The organism is Aquimarina aquimarini (genome assembly GCF_900299535.1).
Lineage (GTDB): Bacteria > Bacteroidota > Bacteroidia > Flavobacteriales > Flavobacteriaceae > Aquimarina > Aquimarina aquimarini.
Genome location: NZ_OMKE01000010.1, coordinates 47,904 through 71,594, shown reverse-complemented (window position 1 = coordinate 71,594; position 23,691 = coordinate 47,904). Strand labels below are relative to the sequence as shown.

Here is a 23,691-nt window from a genome sequence, read left to right as displayed (position 1 = left end):
CTACAACCTTTAATATATCTGTTAGTATTTAACACATTTTTTATTTAATCTATTAAAAAAGCCCACAGCTTAAACTTCCTATGGGGGAGCCATCAGGAATTTTTGGAGAAGGTAATACTTCAAACTTTTCTGGTCTTTCTATAAACCCATGAATCTGATCAAGATAATATTTATTATACATAGCATCAATAGGGTTTGATGTTTTACTTTTCAGTATTGGTATCAGCTTATTTATTTTGGCATAGGCAATAGCATTCACTTGCGAATATGCCTTTTTGGTAATACACAGGTTCATCATATGTTTTAGTAAGTTACTTTTTACCATATGTTGAATCTCACTATGATATCTGTTTTCTACATCAATCTCAAAAACAGATGTAATCAATTGATCTAACATTTCTGAGAGCCCCAATTGATTTTTATCCAAACTTTTTTGTTGTACTAGTCTAGATGTTCTTTCTGGGTGTAGTAATAGTCTCAAGCTCATATCACTTGCTGTTGAAACGGCACTTAAAGCATCAAAACCAACTCCTGTTTTCCCATTAAAAGATTCTCTTGTTCTTTGATATCCATATGCTCTGGGAGGAAATAGTTTTAATTTATCTTTTGGGATTGCTAAAATCTCAGGAGACAATGTTTCTAATACCTTTTCTAGTGCTTTTCTTTGTTTTTTGGAATCCACCACCTCTACAACAGTTTGCTGATCCCCTTTTACTGCATAATTATAGTTCAGTCCTCCTATAAGTTTTGAGGTAGCTTCTGTCTGATATCTATGAAAAAAATACAATGGAACAAAAACATCTTCTAAAACAGAATAAGGTTCATTACTTTTTATATTATCAACAGAAAAATTACGAATCGCGATCTTTCTTATCTTTAACATAGCTTCTAATTCTTCTGTAGCACTTCTACCATTATCCCATAGGTGTGCTAATTCATGCGCTCCTCCCAGAGGTCGTGCATCACTATCAGAAATAAAACGAAGTCCTGATTGATATGCTTTATCAAGAATTGAAGTAAGTTCTTTTTTTTCATTGGCTTCTTTTGCAAATTCAGAGTAACTATATGCTACCGTTACCTTATCCCACACACCTATTTTAGTATCATACGCATTAGATAAATCTATCTTACCATCTGTAAGTGTTATTGTAGGATGCGGGTAATCCATTACAGAAGCTCTACCATGAGTACTTGCCGCAAAATTATGTGCAAATCCAATTGTATGTCCTATCTCATGAGCAGATAATTGACGAATACGAGCCAAAGCCATATCCAACATAGGCTGATAGTTCTCATCACTCATTGCATAGGGCTGATTCATCAAAGCTTGCGCTATCAAAAAATCCTGTCGTATTCTCAAACTTCCTAAGCTTACATGCCCTTTAAGAATTTCTCCCGTTCTAGGATCTATAACACTCGCCCCATAACTCCATCCTCTTGTAGAGCGATGCACCCACTGTATTACATTATACCTTAAATCCATAGGATCTGCATCTTCTGGCAACATCTTGACCTGAAAAGCATCTTTAAACCCAATAGCTTCATACGCTTGATTCCACCACTTTGCTCCATCTAATAATGCAGATCGAATCGGCTCGGGAGTACCTGGATCTAAATAATATATAATAGGTTCTTTTGCTTCACTAATTTCTTGCTCTGGATTCTTTTTTTCTAATCGATGCCTTATGATGTAACGTTTCTTTATGGCTTCTTGTACGGGAGTTGCATAATCTAAATAAGAAATAGATAATGCCCCACTTCTAGGGTCAAAAACTCGCTTTTTATACCCATCATCAGGTAATTCTACAAATGAATGATGCTGAATAACACTAATTAGCTTTGCATTGGGTACTACTGATGCTATATTTTTGCCAGTAACACCCCCTTTATAAGTAATCAAAGACTCAAACTCTACATTTTTTGGAAACGCTTTTGTTCTTTCTAAACTCAAACTACTTTTTGTTTTATCTAGGGTATAATTTCCTTCTTTCTGTTGTTTTAACTTATCAATTATGCCATGAGTATCTTGTAATAGAAAAGAAGTAAAATTGATGACATAGGTACCTTGTTTATTCTCTAGGATCGGAAACCCGTATAAAACGGATTTAGCAAAGGCTTGTGCTACACTCCTTTTTTCTAATGTATTATCGGTTACTGCTCGGTATCGTTGATTAAGTTGAATCAATAATAGTTTATTTCCCGCTTTTTCAAATTTTACCACAACTCCTTTTCCTATCTGCCCTCGATCTAAGCCTATATCATTTGATCCTACTCCTGTAGCCAATGAATGTACATACAAAAACTCGGTATCTAGCTTATCTACTTCTAAATAGATTTCATCTTTAGCCTGATTGTAATGAAATTTAAAATAACCATCAAAAGAAGTAAGTTCTTTTTGTTTTTCTAAAAATTGAGCAGAAGAAATATGGCCCATCGCAAAGAATAAGCATAAAAAATATAGTCGCATAGTGTGAGTGATTTATACAGAAGAGTTTATAAAATCCCTAAATCTATAAAATAATGTAAAAATTACTTCTTACTGAATTGTTAAATCTTATTTTTGTCAAAATTTAAATAAATTATGATTAATACTGAGACTTTACAAGATCTTAGAGAGCGCCTGGTTGCGTTAAGGAGGTATCTTTGACATTGATGCCAAGCTTATAGAGATAACAAATCAGGAAGAAAAAACATACGCTCCGAATTTTTGGGATAACGCTCAAGAAGCCGAAAAGTTAATGCGTACCTTAAATGCTGAAAAAAAATGGGTTTCTGATTACGAAAAAGGAGTTACCCTAGTAGATGACCTTGAAGTTCTTTATGAATTTTATAAAGAAGGAGATGCTACAGAAGTTGAAGTTACCGAACGCTATCAAGAAACCAAATCATCTATAGAGGATTTAGAATTTAAGAATATGCTTAGTGATGAGGGTGATAGTATGAGTGCTGTTTTACAAATTACAGCAGGTGCTGGTGGTACAGAAAGCTGTGATTGGGCAAGCATGCTCATGCGTATGTATCTAATGTGGGCAGAAAAGCAAGGGTACAAAATAAGAGAACTAAACTACCAAGGTGGTGATGTTGCTGGTATAAAAACGGTAACTCTTGAAATAGAAGGAGAATATGCCTTTGGTTGGCTAAAAGGAGAAAATGGAGTACATAGACTAGTTCGTATTTCGCCATTTGATAGCAATGCCAAACGACATACTTCATTTGCCTCTATATATGTATACCCACTTGCAGATGATAGCATTGAGATAGATATCAACCCTGCCGATTATGAAATTATCACTTCTAGATCTAGTGGAGCTGGAGGACAAAATGTAAATAAAGTAGAGACCAAAGTGCAACTTACACACTTTCCTACAGGTATACAGATTTCATGCTCAGACACTCGATCACAACAAGAAAACAGGTTAAAAGCATTACAAATGCTTAAATCACAATTATTCGAGATTGAACTTCAAAAACAACGTGCGCAACGAGATGAAATTGAAGCTTCTAAAATGAAGATCGAATGGGGCTCACAAATACGTAACTATGTAATGCACCCTTACAAATTAGTAAAAGATGTAAGAACCGCAGAAGAAACAGGAAATGTAGATGCGGTAATGGATGGAAATATAGACCAGTTCCTAAAAGCATTTCTTATGATGATGGGACAAAAAAATGACGATTAAAACATATAATAAAGATGATTACAATTTATCATAATTCAAGATGTAGTAAGTCAAGAGGATGCCTTGCTATAGTTCAGGAACAAAAGGAAGAAATCAACATTGTTAATTATCTTCAAACCCCTCCTTCTATAGAAGAATTGACTGAGATTATCAAACTCCTTGGAATATCTCCTATAGAATTGGTAAGAAAAAATGAAGCTATCTGGAAAGAAAACTATAAAGGCAAAGACTTTACGGATACTGAGTTGATTGCTATACTTAGCAATAATCCAAAACTTATTGAGCGACCAATTGTTGTAAAAGGCAATAAAGCTGTTATTGGAAGACCTCCTGAAAAAGTGCTGGATATTTTATAGAATTTCTTCTTTTCCAGAAAATATTTCTTTTCTCATTAAACCTTTTTGGTTTTTTCTTGTCTTAGTAAAATATGTACTAACTAAGCTACAATAGAATTTATACTATTGTAGCTTAGTTACATTTAACAAATCATTAACCGCTTTCTAGTATCTGCTTCGATATTTTTAGCACCAATTCAATGACTAAAACATGAATAAACTTTTATTTCTCCTATTTCTTTCTTCTACATTTATTGTCTTTTCTCAAGACAGAGGCTTTCCAAACAAACCTATACAAGTATCTGGTTTGGTACTAGATCAGGACACAAACACGCCTTTAGAATATGCGACCATAGCATTCTACAGTCCTAGATTACAAAAAATTATTACAGGAGGAATTACTGATAAAAATGGAAAATTCACTATAGAAATCAATGCAGGGGTCTATGATGTAAGTATCGAATTTATTTCTTTCAAAAAGAAAACTATTCATAAACAAAAATTATTCAAAAACACAAATCTCGGAACCATCAAACTAGGATTAGATACAGAAACTCTAGATGATGTTGTTGTTATTGCAGAAAAAACAACGGTAGAAATCAAATTAGACAAAAAGATTTACAATGTAGGAAAGGACCTTACTGTAAGTGGTGGTACTGTAAGCGATGCATTAGATAATGTACCTTCTGTCTCTGTAGATGTAGAAGGTAATGTAGCGCTGAGAGGTAATGACAATGTAAGAATCTTGATCAATGGTAAACCGTCTGGTTTGGTTGGTTTAAATAGTACTGATGCATTGAGACAACTACCCGCAGAATCTATAGAAAGAGTTGAAGTGATCACCTCTCCTTCTGCACGATATGATGCAGAAGGAACAGCTGGTATCTTAAATATCATCTTAAGACGAAGCAAACTACAAGGTATGAACGGGGCAATTACTGTAAATAGTGGCTATCCTTGGACAGCTGGTGTTTCTGGTAACCTTAATTATCGAACAGGAGATTTCAACTTCTTTACTACTTCTGGGTATAATTATAGAGAAGTGCCAGGGAACTCATTATCTCAAACACGATACCTAAACATTGACTCAAACGGACTAGATAATCCTGATACTTTTATCGACGAAGAAAGAGAATTTGATAGAATCAGAAAAAGTATAAACTCTAATATAGGTGTAGAATGGTATATTAATGATACTTCTTCTATCACAACATCTTTCCTATACAATTCAGGCGATAATACTAGTAATACTAGCAATAGTATTACAGAATTAGATATGAATGGGGAAACTCTAAGTAGGAACGCTCGTTTTGATCCTGAAATTGAGGATGACATTACCAAACAATACGTACTTAACTACACAAAAGATTTTGATGATAGTGGACAAAAACTAACATTTGATTTTCAGATAGAAAACACCAATGAAGATGAGCGATCCAGAATTACACAAGAAAATATAACTGCTATTGAAATTGTTAACACACTTGAAGAGCAAAATCGTATTCTCTTACAAGCAGATTACACACTTCCTATCGGAAAAGAAAGTCAATTTGAACTAGGATATAGAGGTAATTTTAATAAAATAGATACTGATTACCTCGTTCAATTAGAAGACAACAATACTATAACTACAAATACTGACTTGTCAAATGCGCTAGCTTATAAAGAACATATAAATGCTGTGTATTCCCAATGGGGAAGTAAATGGGGGCAATTTTCATATCTCTTAGGGCTTAGAATGGAAAATACCCAAATCACAATCGATCAAAAAACAAGTAATGATCTGAATAAAAAAAACTATACCGACCTATTTCCTACAATTAATTTAGGATATGAGATTTCACAAAAACAAAGTATCACTTTTGGTTATAATCGCAGATTACGCAGACCAAGATCTAGATTTATCAACCCTTTTCCATCAAGATCTAGCGTCACCAACTTGTTTCAAGGAAACTCTGATCTCGACCCTAGCTATTCTAATGCCTTTGATTTAGGTTACCTTAATAAAATAGGAAAAGTAACTTTGAATACTTCTATTTATTATAATCATGCTACTCAAGTATTCACTTTTGTTGCCGAGGACACAGGAGAAACCGCAATCATAGGAGCAGATGAAAACAATCCTGGAACAGAAGTCCCTGTTATCAAAAGAAATCCTATCAATTTAAGTAGTTCTGATCGATATGGTTTTGAATTTACGTTGACCTATAATCCTAATAGAAAGTGGAGAATCAATGGTAATTTCAATGCTTTTCACAACAGTGTACAAGGAGAACATAACGGAGAGAATCTCGATGCAGAAAACTTCAGTTGGTTTGCCCGATTAAGTAATAAGATAACACTACCCGCCAAAATAAATTGGCAGACCAATATGATGTATGTAGGTCCTAATAAAACTGCTCAAAATGAAAGCAAAGCTGTTTTTAGCACAAATCTGGCTTTTAGCAAGGATTTTTTCAAAGAAAAAGCATCACTTACATTTAATATCAGTGATGTATTTAACTCTAGAAAACGAATGAGCACTTCTACTACTCCTACTTTTATTTCAGAAAATGAATTTCAGTGGAGAGAACGTAGTTTTAACCTGTCATTTACGTATAGGTTTAATCAGAAAAAGAAAAGGCAACGTTCTCAAAGAGAGTTTAATGGGAATAATGAATTTGAAGGATAGAAAAGAAAATTATAAAACAAAAAAAAAGGAAGTCAAATGACTTCCTTTTTTTTTGTTTTATATCTAGGCGTTATACCAATTCTTTTTCTTTGCGTTTTGCTTCTCTTCTTAATTTAAAGTTTTCAAGATTAGCTCCTATAATCCAGTAAGGAATTACAAAAGTTAACAAAAAAATCATTAACCAAAATCCAATGGTAAGGATTGTTAAGAATGCTAAAAAACCAAGATACTGATCGAATTCAAACATAACGATATTCTAATTTTCAAATTTCGACAAAGATAACAACTCTTATGTATATGTCATAGCAGAAATATAATTTATTTTTAAAACTCTTACTCTGGTGGTTTATATAGACAAAAAGTCGCGTCTTTATTCAGAAATAGTGCGGTAAATGTTTTAAATTTGCACTCTTAAAAAACAAATCATCTTACCAAATGGAATATAGAATAGAGAAGGATACGATGGGCGAGGTAAAAGTACCTGCTGATAAGCTTTGGGGAGCACAAACAGAGCGTTCTAGAAATAATTTTAAAATTGGGGCAGCAGGATCTATGCCATTAGAAATCGTATATGGTTTTGCTTATCTAAAAAAAGCGGCTGCGTATACAAATTGTGAATTAGGTGTTTTACCTATTGAGAAAAGAGACCTTATTGCACAGGTATGTGAGGAAATACTAGAAGGAAAACACGATGATCAATTTCCTTTGGTAATATGGCAAACAGGTTCTGGTACACAAAGTAATATGAATGTGAATGAGGTGATTGCCAATAGAGCACATCAAATAGCTGGTAAGACAATTGGAGAAGGCGATAAAACATTACAACCAAATGATGATGTCAATAAATCTCAATCTTCTAATGATACATTCCCTACAGGAATGCATATTGCAGCTTATAAAAAAATAGTAGAAGTTACTATTCCAGGAATTACTCAACTACGAGATACTCTAAAGAAAAAATCTGAAGAGTTTAAAAATGTTGTAAAAATAGGACGTACTCATTTTATGGATGCTACTCCTCTTACTATTGGTCAAGAATTATCAGGATATGTATCTCAATTAGATCATGGGCTCAAAGCCTTAGAAAATACGTTACCTCATATGGCAGAACTAGCATTAGGAGGAACTGCTGTAGGAACAGGGCTTAATACTCCAAAAGGATATGCCAAGCGTGTATCAGAGTTTATCGCTCAGTTTACTAGCTTACCTTTTATTACTGCAGAAAATAAATTTGAAGCACTTGCTGCACATGATGCTTTTGTAGAAAGCCACGGTGCTTTAAAACAAATAGCTGTTGCCTTAAACAAAATAGGAAACGATATCCGTATGCTGGCTTCTGGACCAAGAAGTGGAATTGGTGAATTAATTATTCCTGCAAATGAACCAGGTAGTTCAATCATGCCAGGTAAAGTAAACCCTACTCAATGTGAAGCATTGACTATGGTATGTGCACAAATACTAGGTAATGATGTAGCGATTAATGTGGGGGGTATGCAAGGACATTTTGAATTAAATGTATTCAAACCTGTAATGGCTTCTAATTTGCTTCAAAGTGCACAATTGATTGGTGATGCTTGTGTTTCTTTTGATGAACATTGCGCTCAGGGAATTGAGCCTAATCAAAAAAGAATTACTGAACTATTAAATAACTCGTTGATGCTGGTTACTGCTCTAAATACAAAAATAGGGTATTATAAAGCGGCAGAGATTGCCAATACTGCACATCAAAACGGAACTACTCTCAAACATGAAGCTGTCGCATTAGGATATGTTACAGAACAAGAATTTGACGAATGGGTAAAACCAGAAGATATGGTAGGGGTTTTAAAATAGTCTTAAAAATATTTCTTTCTTTAGTTACTCAAACTAAAGAACCATAAATTAGTATCAAAAAAACCGTTATTATATAATAACGGTTTTTTTACATATACCTGAAATAATCCTATTAAATAGAAATAATAATACCATTTACACTTTGAATTTACCGCAATAAAATTCTCTTTTTCGCCTATGCTTCAGAATAAAAATTAATCGTAGCTATGGCTATGCTGATTTTTTCTTCTTTACATAAACAAAAAATAGCTGATTTTCTTTTTTACAGTAAATTCAAAGTATAACTGGTATAAGAATATTATTGTTTGATAAACTTAGCTTTTCTTACCTGCTTATCATCATTACGTACTTGCATAAAGTACATTCCCGATTTTAAATCATGTAATGGTATAGGTTCAGAAGAATATTTTCCTTCTTTCACTAACTCTCCAGTTGTATTCATAATAGAATATTTTAAATCAGAATCTTCTTTAAATGATTTAATATGTAAAAAGTTTTCTACAGGATTTGGAAATAGTTTGAGATCTTCAAATTGATTACTTACTATAATATCACTATTAAGCTGCTTGTTTCGGCTTGGAAAAAACACTTTTCTTACATTGCCTGCTTTATAAGCACTTGCACTATGGCCATACCCTCTTGCAACTAATAGCTTTTTATTATCATTTTCCATATAGTACTTTCTAACATAGTTTGTATAAATTCTTGCTCTATGGTATCTATTCTTTCCTTGCAAATTAGCTCCACAACGCACATCCAAAAATCTTGTTCCTGTATCCTTAGAACCAACCATTTGATATACTGTTCTGTTTCTCATATTTGATTTAATACTTGAAGCTCCAGTGGCTCTCATATATGAATTTAAGTTTCCTGCAACTCCAAATTCATAATCATTGTAGTTACTGCAATTTGTATTTGGTAAAGCAAATTGAGTTTCTGATCCTGAAACCCTACGATAACGTCCCGGGTATAAGTATATTGAAGGTGCATAAGAAACATATTGCACTTTTGTTCCGCTAGATATTGTATACTGAGCTCTTCCTCCTCCTGCATATCTATTAATCATTTGTCCACCAGCAGAAAACCCAGTTACTGTAAGTGTTTTCAAATTAGGATTACTTCTTACCAAAATCTTAATAATCTCATCTATCACTGTAAACGAACTAACCCTATTACTGTTTTGAGAAAGGTCTCCAAATTTCCATCTAGATGTCCAATAAGCATATGTCCTCTTATCCAACTTATGATAATTTATATGATCCAGCTCCATCATTATAGGGGCAATAATAATCGTGTTTGATAATTGTCCTTCAGATTTTGCAGCAGATTTAAGATTGTCATACATTGATTTACCATATTGATTGATACCATGAAAAGCTATAATTGCATTTGTAATATTAGTTCTTCTGGTTCCCAGCTTAAGATTTCTCCAATACGGAATATACACCTGTTGATTATTTATTGTTAAAGAAATTCTTGAATCAGGTAACCCTTCGGGTAATGGATTAGATTGCCCTTTTACAGTAAATGTTGTAAAAAAAATAATTGCAACACATACAGTTATTTGTTTAATTTTTTTCATCGGATTTGTGTTTTAAAATAGTTAATAAATACGTGTTGCAATTTTACAATATTCTAAAAAACGAATAAAGAACCATTGTATATAGCTCTCTTCTTTATGTCTGTAACTATCATTTTTTTATATATTCAACACAAAAATTATTTTATTAAAAAATTAACACAAACTAAATTCCTGAACATCTGAAACTTACTATCAAAAAGATAAATCATTTACTCATAATCTTAGGAATTAATCCAATTTAATCAGTATGTTTACAACAATGAAATTTATTACAATCTTATTAATTTCCTGTTTTATTATATCTTCTTCTACTGTAAGTCCTGAGACTTACATTGGGAAATGGAAAATTGAAGGAGGTTCCATTATCGAAATCTACAAGGAAGGAGATACTTTTTTTGGTAAAATTGATAAAAGAGCAGACAATCCTTTATGTAATCTCAATGGTTTAGATAATAAAAACCCAAACAAAGAACTCCAAAAAAGACCTTTATTGGGTATGATTATTTTAGACCAATTACAATATAATGACGGTGTTTTATCAGATGGAACTATTTATAATGCAGATAGTGGTAAAATTTATGATGTAAAAGTATGGATTAACAGCGACGATAAAGACATATGCTACATCAGAGCCTATAAAAGTTTTTTATTTAAAACATTTAAAGCCACTAGAGTTACCCATTAAATTTTAACTCATACAAAAAACAAAGCATCGATTCCTAATAGTTATCGCTCCATAGTAACAGCAATATTTACTTTTTCTAAAGCCTGTTCTAAATCCAGTATCAAATCCTTAGAGTGCTCTACTCCTATTGATATCCTAACCAATTGATCTGTAATATTCATTTGTTGCCTTTGTTGCTCTTCTACCCCTGCATGTGTCATTGTTTTTGGATGCTCCGCCAGACTCTCTGTACTCCCCAGGCTTACCGCTAATTTTATTAATTGTAAATTATTAAGAAACATAAAAGCTTCTTTTTCTCCTCCTATAATATCAAAAGATACCATTGCTCCAGGGGCAGAACATTGTTTTTTATAGGTTTCATAAGTTTCTGTTCCTTCTTTTAACAATCCTAGATAATATACTTTTTTAATCTTTGGGTGATTATTCAGGAAATCTACAATTACCTGAGCATTTTGCGTTTGTTGATCCATACGCACCTTTAGAGTTTCTAAACTTCTGAGTAATAGCCACGCAGTATGTGGACTTATCATGTTCCCTAAAAAGGTACGTAATGTTTTTACTCGTACCATTAACTCTGCATTTCCTAAAACTGCTCCTGCAATCAAATCACTATGCCCCCCTATATATTTTGTAGCAGAATACAATACCAAATCAGCACCACATTGTAAAGGGTGTTGCCATAATGGCCCCATATATGTATTATCAACAGCAAGTAGTGTTTTTCTTTGCTCGGTACTGTACTTTTTTGCTATCAGACTATATTTTTCTATATCTACAATTGTATTGGTAGGATTTGCAGGTGTCTCTAGATAGATCATTGCCAATCGATCTGCTTTGCCAGAATCTTCAATCATTTTGATTACCTCATCTACACTTTGCCCTGGCATTACTCCAACAGTATGTACTCCTATTTTAGTAAGAAAATGCTTAATAAAATGATCTGTCCCTCCGTATAATGGATTACTGTACACTAATACATCTCCAGGAGTGAGAAATTCTAAAAGCACTGTACTTATTGCAGACATACCGCTCTCAAAAACGGCGCAATCCTCTGCTTTATCCCATAAGCAAAGACGGTTTTCTAGAATCTCAAGATTAGGATTATTAATCCTACTATAGATTAACCCTAATTCTTCTTTTGGTGATTTCTCTCTTAAACCATATGCTAATTCAAAAAAAGTTTTCCCCTCTTCTGCCGTTTTAAAAACAAAAGTTGATGTTTGAAAAATTGGACATTTAATAGCTCCCTCAGACAATTCTGGTTTATAACCATACGTCATCATTAAACTCTCTGGATTCAAATCGTGCTTTTTCATCTATAGTTTTATTTATTAATACATCACCTAATTGAGAATAACAACCTCCTTATCAACACATTGATAGCGATATCAGTTATATCTTTTATAAAGCTACTCAATAAAGAATTAAAAACCATTTATATACTCAAATACAGAATTTATATTACCACAACAACAATCAAAAAGAATTTTATTCTATATTTGATATCATACATGCCTTATTAAAGAAAAATATTTTGGATAAAATTGATAGATCAATCATTGTTTTACTACAAAAAGATGGCAAAATTACCATCAAAGAGATTGCTGAACGTTTAAATCTTACGACTACTCCGATTTTTGAACGAGTAAAAAAACTAGAGCGAGAAGGGTATATAAAATCTTATAAAGCCATCCTTGATCGCAAAAAAGTAGGCTTACAATTAATGGTGTTTTGTAATGTTACATTAAACTTACATCAAACAGATTATTTGAAAAAATTTGAAAAAGACATTCAACAATTTCCAGAAGTTGTAGAATGCTATCATGTTGCAGGTATGTTTGATTATTTGATCAAGATCTATGCAGAAAATATGGAACAGTATCAGGATTTTTTATCCAACAAATTGGCTTCATTAGAAAATATTTCTAAAGTACAGAGCTCTTTTGTAATGACAGAGGTCAAAGATTTTTCATACCTCCCTATACCCTAAAAAATATCGACCTGCTTAACAAAAATTTTAGAATTGATAGTGTATTTTTGATACACTATCTCGGGACAAGCATAAGTATTTGTTTAAAACGAACCATTAATTTCGAAGTAATACCATTTACACTTTGAATTTACCGCAATAAAATTGCACAGTATCATGGCTATTAAAAATGCTAAAGTATTAATCACAGGAGGTAACTCTGGAATTAGCAAGGCTGCGATATATCTCTAAACTTATAGATATCGATGCTTATAAAGCACAACTCATATAATTGGTATAATTTATTCTTTACTTCTTGGTTAGCGGGAAATATGTATGGATTTTTTGATTACTTTCTTCTGAATGAAGCTTTATTTTTTGAAATGTATTGCTCCTAATATAATATGGAAAAGATTTATTTTCTATAATATAATCTAAGACATTTTCTTTTTCTTCCTCTGTGATTGTTTTTTTCTTATTACCATTAATTATGTTTTCCCCATTAATAGTTAAAGTGCTTTTCTCAAATTCAGAAATTTCTCTATTTGTTACATTATAGGCTATAATAAAATCATTAAAATCATTTACATTCTCCATTTTCATTACACTTTGTAAAACAATATTAGAATCTTTATTAAACGCTTTCTTAATTCCAATTTTCATAGATGATAGTTTATCTATATCTATTTTAAAAAGGTCAACCCCATGACGTTGTCTTACCCTTCCTTGCTGTTCTTCTAGAGTTCCAATACTATACCACTTCTTATTTAATTGTATGAATGGTTTACTTCTAGCATTATAATTATAGTAACTAATTTGTATAGAATCTTTTATGTTTAAATCCTTTCTTCCATAAATTACATAAGCCTGCTTTTGCTCTTCAGGGACTTTAAATTTTAGTTTCCCATTTTTTAAATGGTATGCGCCATAAGTAATTAAATCTAGGCTTCCAACGCTCAAAGAATAGAAAAACTGATGCGTATCTAAAAAAACAATGGAACCTGCCATTTCAAAACCACCCATATTATAAATCCCTTCAATTTTATCAGAACCTTTAGAAAAGGATTGCATTTTATCTTTCTCTACAAGATCTATATGTATATTTTCTCTCAACCGTTCTCCATTTTTATAAAATTTTGATTTTCCACCAGTTACAACAGTACCTTCATAAGGTTTTCCATTTTTATATGTGGCTGTGGCAATCGAATTTCCTTCATAATCAAATAGAGCGTAAGCACCATGCTTTTTTCCTTTTTTTGCATGGTAATATCCCACAGTCACATCTCTTGCTACATTGTAGTATTTTTGTTTACCTTCTTCTATGCCATCTATTAGATTCTTTATAATTGGTTCTCCATAATTTCTTTTCTCAACAAAAGTACCTGTTTGTCTTTTTCCATTTAAATAAACACCTTCGGCTATTTTTTTTTCTTTATTTACAACTATTTCCTTTCCATTTTTTATTCCGTTTTTATATTCAGAAATAAAAGTTAGACTTAAGTGCGTTTCCTCAAAAGTCCCTTCCTGTGGCTGAGCATCTTTATAAATACCCTGATATAGTATTTCTTGATTTAAATCATATTTTATAAATGGCCCATTTGGGTTTCCATTCTTATAAGTTTTAATAGATTTTATAGATTTTATATAACCGCAGAATCCTGTCTCATAATATTCAATTTCTCTACCATTCTCTAAACCATTATTAATCGTTTTATTTTCTTGTATAATGGTTCCATTTATATCATAATAGGTTTCTTTATTCCAGTTATAACATCCTTCTTCTGAACATTCGCTAGTAAACGCTATTATATCAGTATTTTCATAATAAAGTGTTTTTCCTATTCTCTTTCCATCTTTATATTTAATAAAACAATCACTTACACCTTCAAATGAATATCCATCTTTATAAATAATTGTATTTAATAATTTACCTTCTTTATTATATGATTTTGAGTTCTCTATTTGATCATTTTTAATTTGTTGTTCTTTTTTTATTTTACCGTTCTCATAATAGATTATTTCTGCTCCATTCCTTTTACCATTTTCATAGGTAACTTCACTTTTCTTGTTACCATTTGAGTAAAACCAGACTACTTTCCCTACATAAGAATCATCCAAATCACTAGTCTTTGACCAGCCTTCAAACTGTAAGGATCCATCTATATAATAGTCTTTTATAAGAGAATTTTCTCCTTTTTGCTGCAATGGTAAAGGTCTATAAAAATCTGCTTGATCTTTTGTTGTTTCTTTCCATTTTTTATTATAAAAAATGGTGTCATTTTGGGATATCATTGTAGTATGATAAATCAAAAAGGTTAGAAAAAAGAAGGTTGTTATCTGTTTTATTTTCATTTCTATAATTATTAAAAACTATCAATTAGGTAGGATATTCAAATCACTATTTATACTAAGTATTAAATTAATTCTTGTGATCTCAGAAGTTTTTCTCTTTCTATGAATATTCCCGATTTTCATAAATAATATATTCTTTTATTAGTTTTTTATCTAATAAGCTTTGAAATTCGTTTGGTTCAAGAATATAAAAAATGCTTCAATTCAATCCTTTTCCAGTTTTTGTTTATCGCAAATATAGAAAGAATAATCTGTCAGTGCCGCTTTATCAAACCGTGTATGAAGTTTTCCCTCAAACACGATGCAATGAGTACTCCTTCGCTGGATGCTTAAACCATTTCTAACGTAAAGCATTCGCTTCTGGGGATAGTTTTGGATTAAGCCCATAAAAATATTTACCATTAATATCTGTTTTTGCGGCAGTACCTGTGCTCTCGTCTTCTTTTTTATATTTTGGTAAATCTTTACTTTCTCTAAATACTATAATATCATCAAAATGCTGACCAGAAGTTTTAGCATTACTCCCCTCCTCATACGCTTGTCCATCCTCATCGGGTTTTGTAGGAGATTCACTTTCTGTATTTCGGGTAGTATTTCCTTCTTCTTCGTCTGCTTTGGTGGTTTCGGGTGCTAAAACTAGATAAGCCTATTCTTAATTTTAGCGATGTAACAAAACACTTGTAGTTTACACAGCTTTGTTATTAAAAAGATATATTTATAAATCGTACTATACTAGAGTGAATAGCACGAACGGAAAAAAACCTAAGAATTAAAACATTAGAAAATTTCTTATTTCCCCTAAAAATACTCTTTTGTTTAAAAACTGTATTTTATCTTTGCCTATTCTATACCCAAGTCCAAAGCTATATCCACTATCTTCTTCAAAACCATATACCTGACTAACAATGGAATTAACATCTCCATCATTTAACCTTATTATGTCTTGATAAATGAGTATGACAATATCAGAATCTTCCATTTCAGCAATTTCTTCTTCCGCAATATCAATAATTTCATCAATATTTTTTGAAACTATTTTTTTTACCTTATTCATTTTTTCACCATGTAATATAAATGGCATAAAGCTTTGATGTTCTTTTATATTTTCGATAGCAATATTCTCAGCTTTTTCAATAGCTTCTTGTAATTTTTTATCTAAATCTGAGTATTTCATTTTTTTATTTTAAAACATTATACTTAATCGGTGGTGGATCTTGTAAAACTTCTTTTAGTCCTTTGCTAGGTCCTTTATCTTTAAAAACCCACTCTATATCCCAACCATCTTTAACAAGTTTTTCATCAAAATACCCATCGCTCATAATCAAGCCTTCTTTAGATAAATCATCAATTACATCATGCACTGAATTAAAAATCCCTAAACGAGTAAATATTTGATTAAAAAAGTAAGAAGAATCTATATTTCCTTTTTGCTTTATTAAAAGCAAAACTATTTTTTTTACACTATTTTTTCTATTTCTACTATGCAAACCTAGTTTTGTCTGTTATTTTTATATGATAGTTGTTTTCCTTATAAGTTTTTTTTCATCTTCTATAAAAGTAATGTTCTTATTCTCTGAATATTTTAAAGGGTACTTCTTAGAAAATATAAGGTTTTTAAATTTGGTGTTTACTGTTTTGGTATCAGAAAAAATTGTACCCTCTAAAACAACTTCATCAAAAGTGCTTTCAACAAAACTTGAACTATCAATAAATGTCCAACCTAAATCTACTTCTAAAAAACTTACATTATTTGCTTTTAAATTAAAAAACTCAGCTTTAGTAATATTCGATTTTTCAATACTACAATTAACAAAGTGACAATCGTGAAATTCACTTTTCCTAAGATTTATATTTATAAAAATTATATTTTTAAAAACACAATTAAAAAAATAAGAACCACTAAAATTTATATTTATAATATCAATTTCAAAAAAATTAACATTTGTAAAAATTCCACTATTTAAATCGATGTTTTCAAAATTAAAAATACTTATTTCTTCATTTTCGATATCCAGTTGGCTACCTTTTTTATCGTTCAACCAATTTGTATGATCAATTATTTTTTCTATTATCTTCATATTAAAAAATTAAAGCTCTTTATCTTTAAAAACCATGATCAAATTCTATTTCATAAAGGTCAATCCATTTATATTTATTTGAGAGTTCTTTATTTTGTGCAAACCTTTTTAAAATTTTAAAAGCATCTTCTTCATTACATAAAGAGCTATCGGGAATATTCATTTCATTTCCCCCTACATAATGTGTCAATGTTTTTGCTTTCTGCTTTATTTTGTCTGCTGTCATTGGGATAAGATAGTCAGGATCTTGCATTATAAAAACACCTTGTTCTAGCTTAAAAAAAATTAACTGCTCATTAGTATCAAGAAAATTAATTGCACAATCACCACTACCCTTTTTCCATTCATTAAAAGAAGTATTTTTAATCATTTTTTTGAGGGCTTCTAGATTTGACTCTTCACCTTTTTCTCCTAGGCAATTAGTTAAATAGTATTTCATTCTTTTTAAGCTAAATTATTTCTATCATTTGACATTTCATTATTTGATAATAAATCCTCTAATAATACTATTTAACCATACTTTATACACTCTAAGAATTTGATAATTCCTTTGAATAATTTAAATACCCTTGACTCCCTAATTTATTGCGCATTTCGATAACTTTGTTTATAAGTACGTCATCACTTGCATTTGGTCTATCTTCTGACAGTGAAAAAAAAGTTCCTTCATACATATGCTCTTTTTGATATAGAAAATTGCTACTTGATAATTCGTTTAGAATATTTTGGTTCTTTATATAGGTCATCCAGCCAATCCAAAACTTTTTATTTTTATCTAAAACCTTATCAATAAAATCATGGGATATAACGACCGTATAAATTGAATCAAAAAAACTAGTGCATTTAATCATCAATTCTTTAATAAAATTATAATCAGAGAATTCTTTATAATTACATTTGGGAAATTTAATTAAAAAAACACCTATGTCTTTTTTTGTGTCACCATAAGTAATAGCTATTGTAATTTGACCATCATTTACCTTGGTAGTATTAGAATAAGAATTGCTATATGGTAACCAAGATTTTGAATCTAAATACATTTTTTTGTCATTAGGATCATCATTATAATAAACAATCTTATCATTTTTAATTTGCTCAAAAACAATGTTTTCAAAATCGCTTTTATCTGATTTGAATTCTTTTTTAGCTTTTGCTGTTTTTCCCCAACCAAAAAAGTCTTTAAAAATTGGATCAAAGTTTTCCAGTTCAATAAGTATTTGTTTACTCTTAGCAATATACTCTCTAGGAGTAATAGCTTTATTTTTGAACTTTATTTGTAATATATATTCTTCCATTATTTAATTACAACAATTACTTTTTACTCTGCCTAGCTAATTCATTTGCCAATTGTATAGATCTATTTACTAATTCTTCGTCTGTATCTAATGGCATTTTATCGGAAATTTTAAAAATAACACCATTATCGGTAATCTTTTTTACTTCATTTTCATATAAATACTTTGAAAAATCTTTGTTACTTACATAATTTATCCAACCTATTGACTTTTTACCTTTTTGTCTAACCCTGAGGAAGAAATTGGTGGTAATAACATTAACAAAAGAGATATTAATTTTTTCAGAAATAAAATAAATAAGGTCTACTATGTAATTTTCAGACAAATTATTATCATTAAATATTAATTCTAATTTACAAGGCATATTATCATATGACCCTTGAAATATATTCAGAATAATATTTGAGTTTTTATAGGTAAAAGAAGAGTTAAAACCTGCCCAAGATTTTGAATTCTTTGCAAATTTTTTATCACTTGGATCTGGATTTTTATAGGCAATATTATTATTTATTATTACAACCTTATCTAAATTTTTTAAATCAAAATTTGACAAATCATTTTCAAAGCTAAATTCTTTCTTATTTTTTTCATCCCATGTTGATAATTCATTAAAATTATCATCATATGACTTTAAATAAATTATTATGTCTTTAACATACTTCAAATAATCTTTAGCTGTTAACTCTATCTTTTCAAGCGTAAAATCTATTTTCATTTTTATGTAAAATACTATTTAGGTGTTACTACTATATCAAAATTATCGGGCATGTCATTACCCATAATTTCAATGATTTGCTGTTTTTTAGCTTGTGTTGGCACATGATATTCTAGATTTGAACCATTCTGTTCTGCAATCCTTGAGTCATTTAAAATGTTTGTTTTTTCTTTTTGTTGTGCAAAAGTATCAAAACTTGAGTTACCTTCCGGAGGCCATCCGTCCCAATCTTTAGCATCAATCAAAGTATTTGTTTCAGGATCATAACCGTCAAATTTCTTTTTGCCACTAGCCATACGCTCTGATGGTACTACATACTCTGTATCTCTAGGTGCACCGGTAACTTTTTCCTGATATTCTGCACCTTTTTGAGGAGTAGTTTCTTTTTGCCATGTTCCTGGTCCTCCATCGCTTTGTCCGTGTTGATAAGATGGTTTTTTAGCATTACTCCCCTCCTCATACGCTTTCCCATCTTTAGTAGGTTTTGTAGGAGATTCACTTTCTGTATTTCGGGTAGTGTTTCCTTCTTCTTCGTCTGCTTTGGTGGTTTCGGGTTCATCAGATTTGTTGGTTTCTGGCTCATCCGTTCTAGCAGTTTCGGGCTCATCTGCTTTGGTAGTAGTTTCTGGTTCGTCCGTTCTTATTGGTTCTGCGTCTCTTACTTGGGCATCATCTGCAGCACTACGAAAACTGTTTTCTACATCTCGTTTTCCTTGCCCTACAGGTAAAAACATCATGGCAGTACCCCATACATCGTTCCAACTACCTTGTCCTGTAACTACCCGATAGGCACTCATTTCTCCGCCAATCACACCTTCTTTTACAGAGTCATAAGTAACACTCCCCGTTTCTCCATAGGATTGTAATGCTCCTTGACCACCACCAACTCCTCTAAAAAGTAGCCCAACCTTACTCACACTCTCTATAGCATTAACAACAAGGTTTCTTGGTGTGCTTGCCAGAAATTTTAATCCTGCCTGCCCTACAGCTCTCATCCCCCCTACACTATAAGCGGCTGCACCGCCTAAATATGCCATGCCTGCGGCACCTACAGTAACCCCAATCATCATCCCTTGAAAAATCTCTCCTATATAATTGGCTGATGTCAGCGATATGGCTTGCCACCAATTCTTGATATTAGGCATAAATTTTATACTCCCTCCTGCGGCACAGGTCATTGTGCTATTTCCTGTTATGGTAGGGGTACCTATTACTTTAAAATTATTTTTGGTACCAATCCATGTACGTTTTCCGCTTAGCTGTTGCCCACATAACAGCCCTCCTACAACACCACCAAATGTGGCTCCTGCGGCTCCTGCAATAGCACCGATAATCAATAAGGCTGCTCCGCCTGTTGCTACGGTGAGTACTCCTACTACAATAACACCTACTACCAATACAGCGGCAGCAAGAGCGGCTATCCACATGTATTTACTACAGCCAAAATCTATAAAACTAGCTGTAGAGGTATCTCGCTCGGTAATATAGACCTCTCCTGGTTTGGTTTTGGGGCGGGAAGCAGTTCCTTGAAAAGGTGCGGGTACGCACCCTGTAGAACACATCCAAAAATCTTTTTCTGTAATTATTTTATTGCCCATTACTATTTGATCTGTTTATAGGTCATCGATTAAAAAAGACCTTTTACTATTAGGTTTTGTATATTCATTTTTTGTTGAGTTTGCCGATTTTTGGTTAGTATCTGCTTTTTGATTTTTATGATCTGCTACCATATTATACGTCATGACTGTATATAGCTTTTCTTGATCAACCACCTCTTTATTACAAGAGTGTACTTCTAATAGTTTACCTGTATCTTTTGCAATGGTATATTGACTTTCTTTTTTTAGCAAGGCTTCCAGCTTTTTGATATCCATTACTTTTTCAAAATTCTTATATGCTTTTTGATGCCAGCTTCTGGTTAATATACCATAGGGTTCTGCAGATACGTCTACCAAAAACAGGGTTCCTGTTGAGGTATCTTCTTCTTTTGCTTTTACCTTAGTTTTCCATTGAAGTGTATTTGAGTTCAGAAAATTATGAGTTACAATGTCTCCATTTTTATAGGGTAGTGATTTGCCATAGGCATATGGAAAATAAAGATTTAGAAAATCATTGGCGCCAATGGCCAGCTTTACTTTTTCTTTATCTTTAAAAATCTCATCATTAAGCACTAGAATTTCTTTTGCCTCAGGAGAATGCTCAATTGCTTTTTCCATTTCTTTTTTGGCAATATTCCACTTGTCTAGTATCAAATCCATATTTAATACTTCCAGCACTTCTCCTGTATGGGTTATAATCAAATGTAATTCTGAATACATTTTGCCAAAAGCCTGACTCATAGAAGAAATATCTTTAATCATTGGATTATCACTTTCTATAAGGGTGTTTTCTAATTGTAATAAAGAGATTTCTAGATATTCTGTTGTAACACGGTGTATGGTAAACTCCCAACGCATACGCGTCTTAGAGTTCATTGTTACATTTGCAGCGATCATTTTACTATCAATAAACAAGGTATATCGATCAGAAAACGGCTTAGAGATCATAATTGTAGTATCCTTTTTACCAAACATATTACTTTGCAGTTTTAATTAATAAAAACATCTCCGCCATCCATTTTTGTATTTCCTGCGATATGATTGCTAGGAGAAAAAATTGCTGTAGATTTATGTGCGCCTACCCCAATATCATCACCTTCTACAGTGATTGCCTTTCCTTGTATTTTTACGGTACCATCTTTAAGCATTGAAATACTGCTTTCTCCGATTGTTATGGTTAATTTTTCTTTTCCGGTAAGGTCTATATTACCATCAGCATCCATTTTAAGAACACTAGAGTCCTCGCCAACACTTGTAGTATGACTGGTATTTGTAGCCATTTTGGTATTACCCCCACCATCCATCATCATAGAGGCCGTGCCTTTATCGGTGAGCAACATACTACCTACCTTATCATTCATAATCATTTTGGTACCACTACGAGATTGTATTGCTTTGATATCATTGGCATCACTTTGAAAACCACTGGGGTGTGCTCCTCCTGTATACAAACTGCCAATAACATAGGGACGTTCTGCATTACCGCCTTCAAAACCTATGAGTACTTCTTCTCCTTTTTCTGGTATAAAATGAAATCCTTTTTCTCCACCCGCATGAGGTGCTACTACCCGTAACCAGGGAGTGATCTCGCCCAACGGTTTTTGCCATGGAAATTGTACTCTTATTCTGCTAATTCCTTGAGGGTCTACATTTTCTACTACAGATGCTACCTGAGCTTCACTTTTGGGAAACGCCATCATATTGGTATTGGGGTACACATCGATATCTGCTGTTACTCCTTCAAATTTATTGACATACTTTCCGTTTTCTATGGCATGGTGGCTTACTTTTGTTATCCTAAACGATCCGTAGCTCATAACACCATCTTGTATGGTGACTACATCCCCCAAATGCACTCCTGGATTATCACTTTTACCTCTTAGAATTACTTGTTTTACCTCTACTGCTTTCTTTTGTTGCTCTACATGGGTGTCCAGACGTTGTTTTAGTTGTGGATCATCATAAGAATTGATATATACGGCCGTTTCTTTGGCATATAAGGTATTGCTCTTCTCACTGGTAAATTGATTAAAACCATTAACTCCCGTATCAACCTCTGATGTAGATTTCTCATGTTGTTGATCGGTTATATAATCATTGGTGAAGTATTTATATTTATTGGGTTTGGGCGCTAATTCTAATGAGAATTCTTGCAAATCAAAGCCGTATTGAAGTGGAATCGTTTTATAGTCTGTATTACCAAAAATAAGTTTTTTACCATCGTAATAAAACCACTCACTATACTGTGCTGCCAAACGACTGGCATATTCGTATGAACTCTCATTTTGCTGTACACTATAATGTAATGGTGTTGATTTTACGGGGGTAAAAGCAGTTTCTAATTTGGATATATCGTATCCTTGAAAAGTTTGGGTCAATATTTCTGATAAACCCGTGTCATTATAGGAACTATAATGTGGCCCATCGTCTGCTATGACAGAACTACTTTTTCCTGAGATGATCACATTATCAGTATCAGAATGACGATGCCCTTTTTTAACATTTACAGAGGTCACTACCCCTTTGAATTCAAGTTCTTTATATCCTCCTGATACTCCAAAGGCTTCTACTTGTAGAATAAAGATTTCTCCCAGAAAATTTTTGGTCTGCGAGGCCAATTCTTCTGATCCATTTTCTAAAATATCGGTGCGACATATCAACTCAAAATCATGATGACTATCAATCTCCTGAAATAAATTGAATGTTTTGAATGCTTTTATTGGAGCTCCCCCAATAAAAATCTGGATTTGTGACTGTAGTGCCATATCAATGCTAAATAAAATTAAAACTATAGTTGAAGTGCAAACGCAAACGGGGGGATTGTAAAATACTAAAATAAGTACTGATAATGAACACTTTAAACAATTATTCGACATAACACAGTAGCTTACCGACAAA

At 32.2% G+C, this 23,691-nt stretch carries 20 protein-coding genes; 6 read left to right on the top strand and 14 right to left on the bottom strand.

What is annotated here, in order from left to right; all coding sequences use genetic code 11:
• Positions 1-52: 52 nt before the first annotated feature.
• Positions 53-2,467, bottom strand: coding sequence for a zinc-dependent metalloprotease (locus DG508_RS05550; RefSeq protein WP_108867182.1), 2,415 nt, complete (start codon positions 2,465-2,467; stop codon positions 53-55).
• A gap of 114 nt (positions 2,468-2,581) precedes the next feature.
• Here DG508_RS05550 and prfB point away from each other — a divergent pair.
• The 3 genes from prfB (at position 2,582) to DG508_RS05535 (ending at position 6,686) form a co-directional block, all read left to right on the top strand.
• Positions 2,582-3,680 (top strand): peptide chain release factor 2 gene (prfB, locus tag DG508_RS05545; protein ID WP_108867181.1). Its coding sequence is split into 2 segments (ribosomal slippage): positions 2,582-2,644 and positions 2,646-3,680, totalling 1,098 coding nucleotides; the frame shifts between segments, so codons are not numbered across the junction.
• A gap of 14 nt (positions 3,681-3,694) precedes the next feature.
• Positions 3,695-4,036, top strand: coding sequence for an arsenate reductase (glutaredoxin) (gene arsC, locus DG508_RS05540; protein WP_108867180.1), 342 nt, complete (start codon positions 3,695-3,697; stop codon positions 4,034-4,036).
• 190 nt (positions 4,037-4,226) lie between these two features.
• The gene (locus DG508_RS05535; protein ID WP_108867179.1) at positions 4,227-6,686 is read left to right on the top strand and encodes a TonB-dependent receptor; all 2,460 of its coding nucleotides are present in this window, start codon (positions 4,227-4,229) and stop codon (positions 6,684-6,686) included.
• A 70-nt stretch (positions 6,687-6,756) separates the two neighbouring features.
• Here the strand turns inward: DG508_RS05535 and DG508_RS21160 are convergent, their stop codons facing one another.
• Positions 6,757-6,933 carry a hypothetical protein gene (locus DG508_RS21160; protein WP_199912760.1) on the bottom strand — a complete coding sequence of 59 codons (177 nt, stop codon included), beginning with the start codon at positions 6,931-6,933 and terminating at the stop codon, positions 6,757-6,759.
• Between the two features lie 188 nt (positions 6,934-7,121).
• On the opposite strand from DG508_RS21160, the gene fumC reads away from it, so the two are divergent.
• Positions 7,122-8,519: a class II fumarate hydratase gene (gene fumC / locus DG508_RS05530; RefSeq protein ID WP_108867178.1), complete on the top strand. Its 1,398-nt coding sequence runs from the start codon at positions 7,122-7,124 to the stop codon at positions 8,517-8,519.
• A 298-nt stretch (positions 8,520-8,817) separates the two neighbouring features.
• Here the strand turns inward: fumC and DG508_RS05525 are convergent, their stop codons facing one another.
• Entirely contained in the window at positions 8,818-10,101 is a 1,284-nt protein-coding gene (locus DG508_RS05525; RefSeq protein ID WP_108867177.1) for a T9SS type A sorting domain-containing protein, read from the bottom strand.
• 259 nt (positions 10,102-10,360) lie between these two features.
• Here DG508_RS05525 and DG508_RS05520 point away from each other — a divergent pair, with 259 nt between their 5' ends.
• Positions 10,361-10,786, top strand: coding sequence for a DUF2147 domain-containing protein (locus DG508_RS05520; RefSeq protein WP_159090694.1), 426 nt, complete (start codon positions 10,361-10,363; stop codon positions 10,784-10,786).
• Between the two features lie 41 nt (positions 10,787-10,827).
• Here DG508_RS05520 and DG508_RS05515 read toward each other — a convergent pair whose 3' ends face one another.
• Positions 10,828-12,102: a cystathionine gamma-synthase family protein gene (locus DG508_RS05515; RefSeq protein ID WP_108867175.1), complete on the bottom strand. Its 1,275-nt coding sequence runs from the start codon at positions 12,100-12,102 to the stop codon at positions 10,828-10,830.
• 218 nt (positions 12,103-12,320) lie between these two features.
• Between DG508_RS05515 and DG508_RS05510 the strand changes: the two genes are divergently transcribed.
• The gene (locus tag DG508_RS05510; protein ID WP_234418179.1) at positions 12,321-12,776 is read left to right on the top strand and encodes an Lrp/AsnC family transcriptional regulator; all 456 of its coding nucleotides are present in this window, start codon (positions 12,321-12,323) and stop codon (positions 12,774-12,776) included.
• 288 nt (positions 12,777-13,064) lie between these two features.
• On the opposite strand, the gene DG508_RS05505 is transcribed toward DG508_RS05510, so the two are convergent.
• The 10 genes from DG508_RS05505 to DG508_RS05460 form a co-directional block, all read right to left on the bottom strand.
• Entirely contained in the window at positions 13,065-15,107 is a 2,043-nt protein-coding gene (locus DG508_RS05505) for a toxin-antitoxin system YwqK family antitoxin (RefSeq protein ID WP_159090692.1), read from the bottom strand.
• A 769-nt stretch (positions 15,108-15,876) separates the two neighbouring features.
• Positions 15,877-16,281 (bottom strand): hypothetical protein, encoded by a 405-nt coding sequence (locus DG508_RS05500; RefSeq protein ID WP_108867172.1) that lies wholly within the window; start codon positions 16,279-16,281, stop codon positions 15,877-15,879.
• Positions 16,282-16,285: 4 nt separating this feature from the next.
• Complete coding sequence (locus DG508_RS05495) at positions 16,286-16,594, bottom strand: hypothetical protein (protein WP_108867171.1); 309 nt, start codon at positions 16,592-16,594, stop codon at positions 16,286-16,288.
• 21 nt (positions 16,595-16,615) lie between these two features.
• Positions 16,616-17,185, bottom strand: coding sequence for a pentapeptide repeat-containing protein (locus tag DG508_RS05490; RefSeq protein ID WP_108867170.1), 570 nt, complete (start codon positions 17,183-17,185; stop codon positions 16,616-16,618).
• A gap of 25 nt (positions 17,186-17,210) precedes the next feature.
• Positions 17,211-17,624 carry a hypothetical protein gene (locus DG508_RS05485; RefSeq protein WP_108867169.1) on the bottom strand — a complete coding sequence of 138 codons (414 nt, stop codon included), beginning with the start codon at positions 17,622-17,624 and terminating at the stop codon, positions 17,211-17,213.
• A gap of 91 nt (positions 17,625-17,715) precedes the next feature.
• Positions 17,716-18,480: a hypothetical protein gene (locus DG508_RS05480; RefSeq protein ID WP_108867168.1), complete on the bottom strand. Its 765-nt coding sequence runs from the start codon at positions 18,478-18,480 to the stop codon at positions 17,716-17,718.
• Positions 18,481-18,496: 16 nt separating this feature from the next.
• The gene (locus DG508_RS05475; protein WP_108867167.1) at positions 18,497-19,195 is read right to left on the bottom strand and encodes a hypothetical protein; all 699 of its coding nucleotides are present in this window, start codon (positions 19,193-19,195) and stop codon (positions 18,497-18,499) included.
• 14 nt (positions 19,196-19,209) lie between these two features.
• A complete protein-coding gene (locus DG508_RS05470; protein WP_108867166.1) occupies positions 19,210-20,793 on the bottom strand; it encodes a Tox-REase-5 domain-containing protein in 1,584 nt (527 codons plus the stop codon).
• 15 nt (positions 20,794-20,808) lie between these two features.
• Positions 20,809-21,768 (bottom strand): hypothetical protein, encoded by a 960-nt coding sequence (locus tag DG508_RS05465; protein ID WP_108867165.1) that lies wholly within the window; start codon positions 21,766-21,768, stop codon positions 20,809-20,811.
• A 14-nt stretch (positions 21,769-21,782) separates the two neighbouring features.
• Positions 21,783-23,558, bottom strand: coding sequence for a type VI secretion system Vgr family protein (locus DG508_RS05460; RefSeq protein ID WP_159090690.1), 1,776 nt, complete (start codon positions 23,556-23,558; stop codon positions 21,783-21,785).
• Positions 23,559-23,691: the final 133 nt, after the last annotated feature.